At 53.8% G+C, this 13,870-nt stretch carries 12 protein-coding genes and 2 tRNA genes; 7 read left to right on the plus strand and 7 right to left on the minus strand.

Annotated elements, in window-relative coordinates; genetic code table 11:
• Positions 1-56 precede the first annotated feature (56 nt).
• Complete coding sequence (locus tag HV314_RS13960; RefSeq protein ID WP_019076706.1) at positions 57-527, minus strand: GNAT family N-acetyltransferase; 471 nt, start codon at positions 525-527, stop codon at positions 57-59.
• 248 nt (positions 528-775) lie between these two features.
• Here HV314_RS13960 and HV314_RS13965 point away from each other — a divergent pair, with 248 nt between their 5' ends.
• From HV314_RS13965 to HV314_RS13990, 6 genes are all read left to right on the plus strand, one after another.
• Positions 776-1,756 carry a GlxA family transcriptional regulator gene (locus tag HV314_RS13965; RefSeq protein WP_181545872.1) on the plus strand — a complete coding sequence of 327 codons (981 nt, stop codon included), beginning with the start codon at positions 776-778 and terminating at the stop codon, positions 1,754-1,756.
• A gap of 78 nt (positions 1,757-1,834) precedes the next feature.
• Complete coding sequence (gene gap, locus HV314_RS13970; RefSeq protein WP_181545874.1) at positions 1,835-2,845, plus strand: type I glyceraldehyde-3-phosphate dehydrogenase; 1,011 nt, start codon at positions 1,835-1,837, stop codon at positions 2,843-2,845.
• Positions 2,846-3,111: 266 nt separating this feature from the next.
• Positions 3,112-3,594, plus strand: a complete 483-nt coding sequence (locus HV314_RS13975) for a glutathione peroxidase (RefSeq protein WP_181545876.1) — start codon at positions 3,112-3,114, stop codon at positions 3,592-3,594.
• Positions 3,595-3,793: 199 nt separating this feature from the next.
• Positions 3,794-3,870 (plus strand) — tRNA-Val (locus tag HV314_RS13980).
• Positions 3,871-3,874: 4 nt separating this feature from the next.
• Positions 3,875-3,951, plus strand: a tRNA-Val gene (locus tag HV314_RS13985).
• A gap of 201 nt (positions 3,952-4,152) precedes the next feature.
• On the plus strand, positions 4,153-4,875 hold the full coding sequence (locus tag HV314_RS13990; protein ID WP_181545878.1) for a substrate-binding domain-containing protein: 723 nt from the start codon (positions 4,153-4,155) through the stop codon (positions 4,873-4,875).
• On the opposite strand, the gene HV314_RS13995 is transcribed toward HV314_RS13990, so the two are convergent.
• The 4 genes from HV314_RS13995 to puuE all read right to left on the minus strand — a co-directional run bounded on the left by HV314_RS13995 (position 4,862) and on the right by puuE (position 9,095).
• Entirely contained in the window at positions 4,862-5,614 is a 753-nt protein-coding gene (locus HV314_RS13995) for an ABC transporter ATP-binding protein (RefSeq protein ID WP_181545880.1), read from the minus strand. The two genes, HV314_RS13990 and HV314_RS13995, sit on opposite strands and share 14 nt — an antisense overlap.
• Positions 5,611-6,615, minus strand: coding sequence for a FecCD family ABC transporter permease (locus tag HV314_RS14000; protein ID WP_094761227.1), 1,005 nt, complete (start codon positions 6,613-6,615; stop codon positions 5,611-5,613). The genes HV314_RS13995 and HV314_RS14000 overlap by 4 nt, the downstream gene beginning before the upstream one ends.
• Positions 6,602-7,657: an ABC transporter substrate-binding protein gene (locus tag HV314_RS14005; RefSeq protein ID WP_094761228.1), complete on the minus strand. Its 1,056-nt coding sequence runs from the start codon at positions 7,655-7,657 to the stop codon at positions 6,602-6,604. The genes HV314_RS14000 and HV314_RS14005 overlap by 14 nt, the downstream gene beginning before the upstream one ends.
• 175 nt (positions 7,658-7,832) lie before the next feature.
• Positions 7,833-9,095, minus strand: a complete 1,263-nt coding sequence (gene puuE, locus HV314_RS14010) for a 4-aminobutyrate transaminase (protein ID WP_016156390.1) — start codon at positions 9,093-9,095, stop codon at positions 7,833-7,835.
• Positions 9,096-9,201: 106 nt separating this feature from the next.
• Between puuE and pdxR the strand changes: the two genes are divergently transcribed.
• Complete coding sequence (pdxR, locus tag HV314_RS14015) at positions 9,202-10,677, plus strand: MocR-like pyridoxine biosynthesis transcription factor PdxR (RefSeq protein WP_181545882.1); 1,476 nt, start codon at positions 9,202-9,204, stop codon at positions 10,675-10,677.
• Between the two features lie 47 nt (positions 10,678-10,724).
• Here the strand turns inward: pdxR and HV314_RS14020 are convergent, their stop codons facing one another.
• Both HV314_RS14020 and HV314_RS14025 read right to left on the minus strand, forming a co-directional pair.
• Positions 10,725-11,933 carry a c-type cytochrome gene (locus HV314_RS14020; RefSeq protein WP_181545884.1) on the minus strand — a complete coding sequence of 403 codons (1,209 nt, stop codon included), beginning with the start codon at positions 11,931-11,933 and terminating at the stop codon, positions 10,725-10,727.
• A 3-nt stretch (positions 11,934-11,936) separates the two neighbouring features.
• Positions 11,937-13,829, minus strand: coding sequence for an NAD(P)/FAD-dependent oxidoreductase (locus tag HV314_RS14025; protein ID WP_016156387.1), 1,893 nt, complete (start codon positions 13,827-13,829; stop codon positions 11,937-11,939).
• Positions 13,830-13,870 lie beyond the last annotated feature (41 nt).

Consider the following 13,870-nt stretch of genomic DNA (forward strand, 5'->3'; position numbering starts at 1 on the left):
GGCAGAGAGCCGAGTGTCCGCCCTCGCTGATCGCGGACCTTTAGCCCAGTTATCTTCTATTTTTTCACCAAATATTTTCGCATCAGTGCATTTTGTAATGTCACTCCGCGACAGGCAGGAAACCCACGTTCCACAACATGAAAGCCGTGTCGTAGAAAGAACGCCTCCGCAGCCTTACTGACATTTGAAGTCAGTTCGCCAATTCCACGTTGTCTGGCTTCTTCATGAATGCGATTCATCAGTAGTGTCCCTACTCCCTGTCTCGGGTAGGTTCCCGAGACAAAGAAATGGTCAATGTACCCATTTGGCTGAACATCTGCATATCCAGCTATTTCACCATCCACTTCAACAACAAAGGGGCGTAATTCCTTCATGTGATTGGCCCATTGTTCCGGGTCGATATCCGTTGGGGCCCACGCATCTATTTGTTCCTGTGTGTAGTAGTGTGATGCGAGGGTATGTACAGAAGATAAAAAGACGCTGAACAACGAAATTTCATCTCCATTACTAAACCTTCTGATTTTCATAAGACCTCGTCAGGAGAGTGACTTGTAGAACAAGTCCATTTTTGGTGCAGCGGAGCGTCAGCTCCTCGCGGTGAGTTTAATGGGTCAATGCAACGCTATTCTTAATCAAGGGAGATGCTCAGGCAACGCCGTTGAGTCAACATCAAACCATCGACCAGTGGCGGTAATGTCGCTACGCCACGGGTAAGGCTTTTTCCAGTTGAGTATGTAATATTGACTTATTGTGTAAAAAGATTACTTTTCAGGACATGAAGAAGATACTCATTATTGTTCCCGATGGCGGTATGCTGTTTGAGTCCGCCGGTATTGCCGACATTCTGATGCAGGCCAACCGCCTGCATCCCAAAGGCGCTACGGAGACGTGTTACCAGGTTCAGTTAGCGACAACGCAACCGCATCAGGTGAACCATGGTCAGTCCGGCCTAAATCTACTGGCAGATCATCGCCTACATGAGATAGACCCTCGCGAACCTCTCGATACCATCATCATCACTGGCAGAGGTCAAAACCCGCAGGAAGGGATTGCGGTGGTTGACTGGCTACGCCTTGCCGCTCCCCACGCCCGCCGCATTGCATCCATTTGCGGCGGCGCGATGCTGCTGGCAGAAACCGGGCTGCTGGACGGCAGACGAGCCACCACCCACTGGAAGCTACTGGAAACCATGCAGGCAGAATTCCCAAAGGTGCGCGTCGAAAGCGGTCCGCTCTATATTCAGGACGAACACATCTGGACATCAGGTGGTGTCAGTTCCGGCTTTGACCTGACGTTAGCGTTAGTTGAAGAGGATTACGGCTTCAGTCTGGCGCGCGACGTCGCTCAGGATTTCGTCATGTACCTGCGCCGTCCCGGGGGACAACTCCAGTTTAGCCGCTACAACCTTCAGCAGACCAGCACCCTGGGCCCGATTAACGATCTGCTCACCTGGCTGCTTGAGAACCTCACCGCCGATCTCAGTGTGGATAAACTGGCGGAAAAAGTAGCCATGAGCCCACGTAATTTCACCCGCGTGTTTACCCGAGAAACGGGCGCATCACCGGCACGCTATGTGGCCGAAGCCCGTCTGGCCGCTGCACGACAGCGCCTGGAGCAGACCAACGAGACGCTGGAGCGTATCGCCGAACAAACAGGATTTGGCAGCAGCATTAACCTGCGACGGCTGTTTGAAAAACAGCTTCACCTGACGCCTGGTGAATATCGCCAACGCTTTCATTGTCGTAAAATGGCGTAAAGTGATCCTTATTTGTCATTTACGCCAATCCGTGACCGGCCTAAATTGACTCCAGAGACAACAGATAAGGAGTTCATCATGGTAAAGGTCGGTATTAACGGTTTTGGCCGTATCGGACGTAACGTACTGCGTGCTGCACTGGGTAACCCGGAGATCCAGATCGTGGCAATCAACGATCTGACAGACAGTAAAACGCTGGCACATCTGCTGAAATACGACTCGCTGCTTGGTAAACTCGACGCCGACGTCACCGCCGGCGAGGGGCAGTTTGTGGTTAACGGTAAATCCATCACCGTGTTCAGCGAACGCGACCCAGCCAACATCCCATGGCGTCAGCGTGAAGTCGATATTGTCATTGAAGCAACCGGCTTCTTCACTGAACGTGACAAGGCGGCGGTGCATATCCACAGCGGTGGCGCAAAACGAGTGATTATCTCCGCCCCCGGTAAGAACGATGATTTAACCATCGTGATGGGCGTTAACGATCACCTCTACTCCGCGGATAAACACTTTGTCGTCAGCAACGGTAGCTGCACCACTAACGGTCTGGCACCTGCCGCACAGGTTTTGCACCAACATTTCGGCATTAGGCATGGTTTGATGAATACCACCCACGCCTATACCAACAGCCAGGCGCTGCACGACCAGCCGGAAAAAGATCTTCGTGGTGCCCGCGCCGCTGCATTGTCGATTGTGCCCTACTCCAGCGGTGCCGCGAAGGCGCTTGGCAAAGTCATCCCGGAGCTGGATGGTCGCTTAACCGGTTACTCGCTGCGCGTACCGGTTCCGGTGGTCTCCATTGTCGACCTGACCGTAACGCTTGAGCGGGATGTTACAGCAGAGGAGGTCAATAATGCGTTTCGTGACGCCGCCGCGACAGGGCCACTGAAAGGGATCCTCGGCTATAGCGATGAACCGCTTGTCTCAAGCGATTACCAGGGTGACCCGCGCTCATCCATCATCGACGGCCTGTCAACGCTGGTGATTGGCGGCAATATGGTCAAAATTCTGGCGTGGTACGACAACGAATGGGGATTCTCTAATCGCCTCGTCGACCTGGCACTGCTAATGGCAAGGCACGAACGTTAATCCCCTGCTCTCACACTCTCTCTAAATCCACGCCAGGCGTGGATTTTTTATATCTGTTACGTGTTTGTCGCAGTGAGAATCGCGCACAACGTCACGTCCCCCATTTTTAGTCGTCACCTAACGATGACGCTAGGGTGACGCGTTTAAAAACGTTAGCGATAACCCGACAAAATAATAAATCGCCAGCACTTCAACGGTCAGTTTATTAATCAGACAGTTGCGACCATAATAAAATGAGTAATGCGATCTTATTTGAGGATTCCGGCATGATCACCTTTTATCAACTTACAGCCACCCGTCTGCATGGTGAGCCCGTCTCTATGGCCGACTACGCTGGCAAACTGGTTCTGGTGGTCAATACTGCCAGCCATTGTGGCTTCACGTCGCAATATGCAGGCCTCGAAGCGCTTTACAAGAAGTACGCCGCGCAGGGTCTGGTGGTGCTTGGTTTCCCCTGCAACCAGTTCGGTAATCAGGAGCCCGGCGGGGCCGACGACATCTCGCAAACCTGTCACATCAACTACGGTGTGAGCTTCCCGATATTTGAGAAAGTGGAAGTCAACGGTGCGGCTACGCATCCGGTGTTTCGTTACCTGAAAAACGAATTACCCGGCCTGCTGGGTGGGCGTATCAAGTGGAATTTCACTAAGTTCCTGATCGGGCGTGACGGCAAACCGCTCAAGCGTTTTGCGCCGTTCACTACCCCTGAGAAAATAGAAACCGCGATCCTTGCTGCGCTTAAAGTCTGAGCGCACCTGTCATTCAAACCGTCCCCATTATGCCCCTGCGCACTGTCTGAATAAAAAACACGCTGCAAAATCAACAAAATATAATCAACTTGCTTAATTACTCTGCAATCGCGTGAGTTCAGGAAGAAAAATGCTATTTCCCTCTTGCCTCATTCGGTCTGTGCCGCTAATATTCGTCCCCGTTGTCACCTACAACGTTGCGTTCATAGCTCAGTTGGTTAGAGCACCACCTTGACATGGTGGGGGTCGTTGGTTCGAGTCCAATTGAACGCACCATCTTGCGTCCGTAGCTCAGTTGGTTAGAGCACCACCTTGACATGGTGGGGGTCGGTGGTTCGAGTCCACTCGGACGCACCAAATTATTTCTATGATTTGGTGCTATTTCCCTTCGTTACACCTCATAATTTCTTTTTATTGTCTCCTGTTCGTAACCTTAAGCTTAATCATTACTCCGTATGATGCTGGCACAAAGCGATAGGCCAAAACCTTCTAAACGCTATGCTCAGCGCGTATCATTTATCCTCTTCGCAAACCCTTTTTCGTCAGAGATCGGATACCATGCCCTCTTCCATTATTCTGTTTGCCGCGGGCAGTTTACGCCTGGCATTTGCCCCTTTGATAAGCCAGTTCTCGCGCCATAGCAGAATAGACGTGAAGGTGGAATATGGTCCGGCCGGTTTATTACGCGAGCGTATTGAAGCCGGTGAACCGTGTGCGCTCTTTGCCTCAGCCAATCGGGAGCACCCGCAACGCCTGCTGGCTTTGCAAAAAGCTGTCCTCACGCAAACCTTTAGCTGGAATCAACTGAGTCTGGTCAGCAACCGAAACGGCGCCTGGCTGGATTTGCTCCGCGACCCAACGCTACGAATAGGTACATCCACGCCCGGCTGCGACCCTTCCGGAGACTATACCTGGGCATTTTTCGACAATATGGATGTACTGGAGCCAGGACTCGGACAACAGCTTCGGGCGCGCGCCATCCCGCTGGTTGGTGGGCGTGATACGGTGAAAATCCCGTCTGGAGAACTGGCGAGCGCCTGGATCCTTCGCCAGGGACTGGCCGATCTGTTTATCGGCTACGCGCATTACGCGAAAACGCTGCACGCCCAACCCGACGTGCATTATGTAGCTATCCCTGATGAGCACAATATTCGCTGCGAATACCAACTGGCGGTGCTCGACGCATCCAACGAGGTGATGGCGCTGGTTAAATTCATGCTCTCCAACGGCGGTCAGGCGTTTCTTACCGCCGCCGGGTTTTTACCTCTTAACGACGAATAGAAAACAGCGGTGCGATAAACGGCGTCGGGTGGTTCTCTACACTGAGTTTTCGCAGCGGTAAGCCAAAGGCCAGGAACAGATTCTCTTCCGTCACAATGCTGTCCGTTGGCCCTGCCCGCCATTTTCCTTCGGGGAGCAGCAGCAAAGTATGGGTGGCTATTTGTAACGCATGCAGCGGATCGTGGGTCGAAAAAAGAATGCTGCATCCCTGTAGATGGGCCAGATCGCTGATGAGCTGAAGCACCACCTGCTGATTGGCGAGATCCAGCGCGGAGCACGGCTCATCAAGCAGCAGCGTCTGACACTCCGTCACCAGCGCCCGGGCTATCATCACCAGTTGCTGTTGCCCCCCGGAAAGTGAGCTAAACGAGTGGGAAGCAAGCTGGGCAATATTTAACTGCTCCAGCGCCTGGGTCGCTCTTTGTTGATCCTGCTGACTGGGTTGCGCAAAAAGCTTCACGTGCTGTGCCCGCCCCATCAGCACCACGTCGCTCACCGTATAAGGAAATGGCAGGTGGCAATGCTGCGCCACAATCCCGATCCCGCCGTCAATTTCAATGCTACCGTCCAAAGCTGGCAGCGTGCCGGTTAGCGTATCGAGCAGCGTACTTTTCCCCAGACCGTTACGTCCCAGCACAGCCCAGATCTCACCTTTCTGGCAACTGAATGTAAGCGGCTCAAATAGCGGCGTGCGATATCCATAGGTAAGCGTGTTTACACGCAATGCGGCAGGTTTCATGATGTCTCCCGGCGGCTGGAGCGGATGAGTAAAAAAGCAAACAGCGGCGCGCCGAATAATGCGGTGATAATCCCAAGCGGTATCTCCGCGTGCATCAGGGTACGCGCAATATCATCCACCACAATCATAAAACCGCCTCCCATCCAGAAGGCGCACGGCAGTAGACGACGATGATCAACCCCCACCAGCAAACGCGCCAGATGCGGAATAACCAACCCAACCCAGGCGATACTGCCGCTGACCGCTACCTGAGCGGCGACTAAACAAGCGCAGCACAGCAAAACGCTGCGTCGCAGAGGAACTACCGCGACGCCTAGCGAACGGGCATCTTTATCATTGAGTGATAACAGGTTTATCCGCCAGCGTAGCTGGTACAAAACTGTCGCAGCGATACCGACTGGAATCGCCAACAGCAGAACTTTATGCCAGTTAGCCGTCGCAAAGCTGCCGAGCAGCCAGAACACGATATTGGGTAACGTTTCTTCGGTATCAGCCTGATACTGAATCAGGCTTACCAGCGCGGCAAAAAAACCACTCAAAATGATACCCGACAGGATCAGCACCAGCGTATTCTCCAGCCCCTGCAGCGCAGCAATGGCATACACCAGGACCAGCGCCGTCAGACCGAAGAAAAACGTTGAACCCATCATCAACCACGGCGACAGGCCGAGCAGAATAGCCAGCGTTCCGCCAAAAGCGGCCCCGGACGTCACGCCAATAATATGCGGGTCGACCAGCGGATTATGAAATACCCCTTGCAGCGTCGCGCCACATAACCCCAACGCACCACCCGCCAGCAGCGCCATCAGAATTCGCGGTAGCCTGACCGTCCAGATAACCTGACCGGCAATCCCTTCAGCGTCGCTATAGTGCATCAGGTGATAAAAGACTTCGCTTAACGACAGCGGATATTGTCCGAGGCACAACGAACCAAGGCCCAGCAACAGGACCGTCGCGATTAAGAGTGGTTGCTGGAGTAAAATGCGCTTACTTAACTGCATCAGGCTGCCAGTTCACACCATAAAAACGCTGATAGTAGTCTTGCGCCTGCGCCTCAACATCCACGTCTTTGTAGGCGTCCGGGTACAGTTTTTTGGCCATCCACAGCTCACCAATCGCCAACGCTTCTGGCATCGGATAGCCCCAGGCTTTGGCGTACTCAGGCATCAACCAGACGCGATGATTTTTTACCGCATCAATCCCCTGCCAGTTAGGATCGTTTTGGATCTCCGTTACCACCTGCGGGTAGCGATCCTGAACAAAAATTACCTGCGGGTTCCACGCCAATACCTGTTCCAGCGCAACCTGACGGGCGCCTTTTACACTGGCAGCCGCCACGTTTAGCCCACCCGCGTGCTGCATCATGAGTCCCGTGTACTTCCCGGAGCCGTAAGTCATCAGGTCGGGGTTAGCCATATAAATACGGACTTTTTGCGCATCCGGGATTTTTGCGACCGGCGCATTGAATTTTGCCCGCGCCGCAAAAACGTAGTCGATTAACGTCTCAGCTTGCGGTTTGCGCCCCACGACGTCCGCAATCAGGCGAATCCCCTGCTTTAACCCTTCGTTGTAGACCTGCTCTTCATCGGCCATGGTCGGGTTCATTTTATTCTGTTGCCCGGCTGCATCCTTGCGCAATGAGATTGCCACGACCGGAATACCGGCGTTCTGAATCTGCTGGATCATCTCCGCAGGCGCATAGTTGGCGACAAAAACCACCTGTGGATGAATCGCCAGTAGGCTTTCGATATTCACGCTGGTGAGATCGCCCGGCGTCGGCAATGTGGCAATTGCCGGCATAAAGCGCGCAAACTCAGGCCCGAGCTGTTTTTTCCAGCTCGACATCACGCCAATAATGTCCTGCTGAGCATTAAGCTGGACCAGAATATTCAGCGTCTGGTGTTGCAGCACGACCACTTTGTCGACGTGGTCCGGAATCGTGACCTGACGACCAAGCTGGTCGGTGATCGTACGGTCGGCCTGGGCAGAAAACGCAAACAACATGCTGGCGCATACCAGCACAAAAGAGCGGAAAGTTAACATGGGATACCATCTGGATAGCGGAGTAAAAACGATGTGTATTAAATTATATAACGATATGACAGGCAACCCATTCGCGATAAATACCGCACGACACACGAGGAAGATCAATTTATGCCGACAAAAAAGCCGACGGTGATGACCACCGTCGGCTGTGGGTAACACTAGGGCTAACGGATTATTTGGTTGCCGCTTTAATGATATCGAGCGCTTTGACGAACTGATCCTGCGGGATCGTCAGCGGATAAAGGAAACGAATAACGTTGCCATACTGACCACAGGTCAGCAGCAGTAATCCTTGCTCAAGGGCTTTCTTCTGCACGCGTTGTGCGGCGGCTGCGTTGGGTTCTCCCGTCGCTGCATCACAGAATTCAGCGGCGATCATAGAGCCTAAGCCGCGCACTTCGGCCAGTTCAGGACACCCGGCTTGCGCGTCAGTCAGAGTGGCGCGCAATTGTTCGCCAAGAGCTGCCGCACGCTGGCACAGCTGTTCATCACGAATAATATCCAGCACCGCATGAGCTGCCGCAATTGACAGCGGGTTTCCGGCGTAGGTTCCGCCCAGACCACCCGGCGCAGGCGCATCCATAATTTCAGCTTTGCCCACGACGCCAGACAGCGGCATACCGCCTGCAAGGCTTTTTGCCATAGTCATCAGGTCAGCTTTGTCAGCATAGTGGTCCATCGCAAATAACTGGCCCGTACGGGCAAACCCGCTTTGCACCTCATCGGCGATCATCACGATGCCATGTTCGTCGCAAATACGGCGGATGGCAGCCACAAACTCCGGCGGCGCCACCACGAAGCCCCCTTCGCCCTGGACGGGTTCGAAAATAATCGCCGCGACCTGGGTGGGATCGATATCGGCTTTAAACAGGCGCTCAATCGCTTTGATGGAGTCCGCCGTAGAAATCCCCTGCAACTCGCAAGGATACGGTGCGTGGTAAACGGAGCCAGGGAACGGGCCGAACCCTTTTTTATACGGCGCCACCTTGCCGGTTAACGCCATCGTCATGTAGGTACGCCCATGAAAACCGCCGCCAAAAGCAATAACGCCAGGACGGCCGGTATGTGCGCGCGCAATTTTCACCGCATTTTCGACCGCTTCAGCCCCGGTGGTGAAAAATGTGGTTTTGCGCTTGCCGTCGATTGGCGCAACGGCGTTGATTTTCTCCGCCAAAGACACATAGCTTTCGTACGGGACAATCTGATAAGCCGTATGGGTAAAAGCCTGCAGTTGCGCTTCGACTGCCTGCACCAGGCGAGGATGACGGTGTCCGGTGTTCAGCACGGCAATCCCGGCGGCAAAATCGATGTACTGATTGCCTTCGATATCGGTAATTGTGCTGTTTTCTGCTGACTGGGCATAAAAATCACACATTACACCCACGCCACGCGGGGTGGCATCCAGACGACGTTGTTGCAGGTTTTTATTGTTCATTCTCTACACCTTGTCCATTAATACATTTAGGTTGAATTACCCTTTAAATTTAGACGCCATCTGGTACTTTAATCGAGAGCCAAATCGTTTTATTTTAAGGATCCAAATGCGTTCACTTGCCGGAGATGTGATCAAGCAGGCATTTAGCCAGCAGACCGATGAAAAGCTGCATCGTCGCCTGTATGCCGCCATCTGCAGTTGCATCCTCGAAGGTAGCCTGAAACCGGCGACCCGAATGCCTCCGTCGCGTGATCTGGCAGGCGAACTGACGCTATCGCGCAATACCGTCCTGCGGGTTTACGAGCAATTGCAGGCCGAAGGTTATATTTCCGCGCGCACCAGCAGCGGCACATTTGTCACCGACAGCGTGCTGGACAATCTCGACCTGCGTCCCCACAAAGAGCCCGTTGCCGCCGCACTGGAGGATCACACCCGCTTATCTGCCCGCTGCCTTGAGCTGCTGGGCCATGCCAGCGCCAGCCCTCGTCAATGGGGCGCATTTATTCCAGGCGTGCCTGATGTGGAGCATTTCCCTCACCGGGTGCTCAAAAAAATTCAGGATCGGCTGGCGAGACGGTTGCGCCCGGAGTTTCTCACGTACGATGCCGCAGGCGGCGTGACTGAGCTGAAAGAAGCGCTGGCAGACTATCTGCGCACCGCACGCGGGGTGCGGTGTTCACCGGAGCAAATTCTGATTACTGAAGGTATTCACCAGGCGCTGGATCTGGTGACCCGGACGCTATGCAACCCGGGGGATAACGCCTGGATTGAGGAGCCGGGCTACTGGGGAATCAAAAATATTCTGCGCATCAATGCGGTTAACTTTTCGGCGATCCCGGTTGATGAACAAGGTATGGTGCCGCCGGAGGCTGGCGAATCCGCGCCAAAGCTTATTTTTGTGACACCGTCACATCAATATCCGCTCGGTTCGGTAATGAGCCTCAACCGCCGCCGGGCACTTCTCTTTCGCGCACGTGAAACGCGAAGCTGGATAGTGGAAGATGACTACGACAGCGAGTTTCGCTTTTCCGGCCAGCCAATTCCATCATTGCAGGGACTGGAAGAAGAGACGCCGGTCATCTATATCGGGACATTCAGTAAAACACTCTATCCAGCACTGCGGCTCGGTTATGTGGTACTGCCCAAACCGCTCGCCGCGCCGCTGAAGAAGGTTCATAACGACCTCTATCGTGGTGGACATTTGCTGATTCAGGCAGCGCTGGCGGAGTTTATCCGCGAGGGTTACTACGCGGCGCACATTCGTAAAATGCGCCAGTTGTACAGTCGTCGCCGCCAGACGTTGGTGGAGCTTATCAGTCGCCAGTTGGGCGAGCAGTATCTTGGCTCCTTCAGCAGCAACGCCGGGCTGCACATGATTCTACAGTTGCCCGTCGGGAGCGATGACGTTGTCATTGCCCAACAGGCAAATGCGCAAGGGCTGCTGGTGCGCCCGCTGTCTCGCTATTACGTGAATGAAGAGAAACGCAGCGGCCTGCTGCTGGGATTTGCCAGTATCGAAGAGCATGAAATGGCGGCGGCGTTTACCCGACTGGTGGGTATTATCAGAGTAAACGCCGTTTAAGCACTGCCGGATGGCGCTGCAAGCACCTTGTCCATCCGACATGCTGTTTAATGTGACGCTTTTTTAATTCCTGCCAGGTCCTCCTGGCCTACTTCGCCATTCCCTTCTCCCCAACTTTTACGCACGTAATTAATCACGTCGCGCATTTCGTTGTCGCTTAACATGCCACCGTAAGCCGGCATCTTAAAGGAGACGCTGCCACGCGTTGTCGGTGTTTCTGCGCCGTGGGCAATCACTCTGAATAGCGGCGTCGGGTCATCAACCATCACCAGCGGATTGTTGATCAAAGAAGGTGCGTTATCATCCGTACCTTTCCCCTCCAGACCGTGACAGGTTGAGCAGTAGCGGTTATAGGTCACTTTGCCCGCCTCGGGTGAATTCGACCAGGACACCGTAGTTGCCGCTGCGCGCACCGTTTCAGGCTTCTCGCTTTTCAGGCTCAGCAGATATTGCGCGATCGCCGTGGCATCGTCATCGGTCAGGTACTGTGTACTCTGCGTAACGACTTCAGCCATCGAACCTGAAACCGCGGCATGCTTGCTTTTACCGGTCAGCAACAGCGATTTTAATTCCTGCTCAGACATTCCCGTGCCGCGCAGCGAGGGCGCATACCAGCCGTCGATCATCGCACCGCTCAGGTACTCGGCATCAGCATTGGTATACGCTTTTTCGTTCATCGCCATGCCTCTCGGGGTATGGCAAGAACCGCAGTGTCCGGGACCTTCCACCAGATAAGCGCCCCGTTTTACCAACGCAGCGTTGTCATCCGTTTTCGCACGCTCTACAGCCGTCGCTGGCGCGTCGGTAAACAGCCAGTTCCAGAAATGCAGCGGCCAGCGGGCGGAGAGTAGCCACGGAATGGCATTCTCGTTATTGGGCTGCGCAGAGGGGGTAACATCATGCATAAAATAGCGATACAACGCCTGTACATCGTCATCAGAAAGTTTCGCGTAAGAGGGATAAGGCATGGCCGGATAGAGCGGATGACCATCTTTGGCAATTCCCTGACGTACGGCCTTGTCAAAATCCTCGTATGAGTAATTACCAATACCCTGGGTTTTGTCTGGGGTAATGTTGGTCGAATAAATATCCCCTACCGGAGTAGGAAACTTTTTGCCACCCGCCATCGCCGCCCCCCCTTCGGTGGTATGACAGGCCACACAGTCAGAGATACGGGCGATATATTCGCCATTAGATTCCGCTGCACTCACAGAGGCGGTAAACAAACAGGCGGCAAGAACGGTTACGTTACGCATAGATCACCCCATATCCTTGAGTTCATTAACCGCACGCCATGCCTGGTCGATGGCCGTATGGGCATAAGCGCCCCAGTCAGAATCGGAATTAGCGATGGCAATGCGACCAACTGGCTGACGCGCCCGCTCGATAATTTCTGGCATTTTATCCATATCATCGAACAACGCGTTGGCGTAATACGCATAGCCATGCGCCCAGCGGTTAACCGTAATGGCGGAGATATCGCGTTGATTATCAAAGCCCGTTGAGCCAAACATTTCCTGTAACTGGGAGCGAATCATCTCCTCATGCGTCGCAAATGTGGTCCCCAGTAAATACGCTCGCCCCAGACGGAACTGTTCTCTGGCCGACAAATTACTGCCCGGATAAGTAGGCACATAGACCATGTGAATGACCATCGGATCGTCCGGTGAGGCCGGGTGTTGATACCCACCGATGCTGACCGGATAGTCGAGCTTAATCCGGCTGTAAGGTGCGGCCGGAGAGTAAAATTCATGCACGCCAAGCTGTTTGAACGCCTGCCAGTTTTTGACCACCACGTTGGTGTACACCAGCGGTGCCTTCACGTTCAGTTTGAGATCCGCCTGCTGCTGTTCCGGCATCTCAGGCACCAGATACGGGATCATCATGTTATAGCCCGCCATGATGGTGTTTTTACCGCGCACGCGATGCATTTTGCCGTCACGCAGATAGGTCACCACCACGCCATCCTTTGTGTTGGCCGCATTAATCACTGTGCTGTTCAGACGCAGGCGCGTGGTGTTTTCCGGCAGATCCAGCTTTTCGTAATGCAGTCTGGCAAGGACAGAGTCTTCCATCGTGTTACCCGGTAGCGCATCCGGCAGCATATACCTGACTAACAGTCGGGCCAGCCCGGCGTTACCGTCAGGGAAATGGTAAACATACGGCTCTTCGAGGTCGGCCAGCGACTCGCCGTCCAACGGCGGTATTCCCAGCGCCTCCATGCCGGGTAATGCGCACGCCCTGGCATCGCTACAGGAAATGCCTTCAATGCCGATGGCAAAGAAGTCATTAGAACGCTGCTGAAAATAGAGCAGCGCCATTTTGCTCAAACCAACTTTTGTGGCCAAAAATTCACTGTAGCTGTGGGTATCCAGCCATTCCATTTTCTCATCGACCGTCATGCCCGGAAGATAGTCGCCAGGATGGACGTGCAGGTCGATCAACGCCTTTCGGTCGTGCTCACTTAGCGGAAAATCATTGATAAAGTCTTCAATTTTACGGCCATTGAGCCTGTTCGGCGGGATATCATCAGATACCGCGCGCCCCGGATCGCCGCTGACGATTTTTGTCTCGCCAAAATTCTTTTTGTCGAAGAAAACACCGCGACTGAGCTGCCAGTCGGGGTAGAAGTTTACGTCAAAACTCTCTTTTAACCGCGTGACGCTGACGCCCACGGTTTCCATCAGTTTTTGCACCTCAGGGCTGAAATTGTGCGCGGGCGACTGGAATGCTTCGCTACCGCCATAGCCGAGTAATTTCTTACCTGAGCTCGTAAATTCGTTACGTTTGGCGTGCCCGCCAAAATCGTCATGGTTATCGAGGATCAGGATCCGGCTATTTTGCCCGGCAAGCTGGCGCCAGAAACAACCGGCAGCCAGCCCGCTAATACCGCCGCCCACAATCACCAGATCGTACTCTTCCTCAACGGGCAGAGCGTTTAAATCAAAATGTTTATGCTCGCGGCCTACTGCATGCGCCATTTCAAACGATCCAGGATGATTACCCCGCAGCCCCGTCAGCCCTGGCGGATAATAATTTCCATCTATAAATGCGTTTCCCTTTCCTGCCGCCCTGACCCATTCCAGCGGGGTAAGCCCCGCCGCAATAGTCACCGCGACGCCGTTGAGAAAATCACGTCTGGTAATTGCCATTAACTTTTTTCCTTATTGCTACACACTGCCCTAAATACGAC

The organism is Citrobacter sp. RHBSTW-00887, assembly GCF_013728095.1.
GTDB classification, from domain to species: domain Bacteria; phylum Pseudomonadota; class Gammaproteobacteria; order Enterobacterales; family Enterobacteriaceae; genus Citrobacter; species Citrobacter braakii.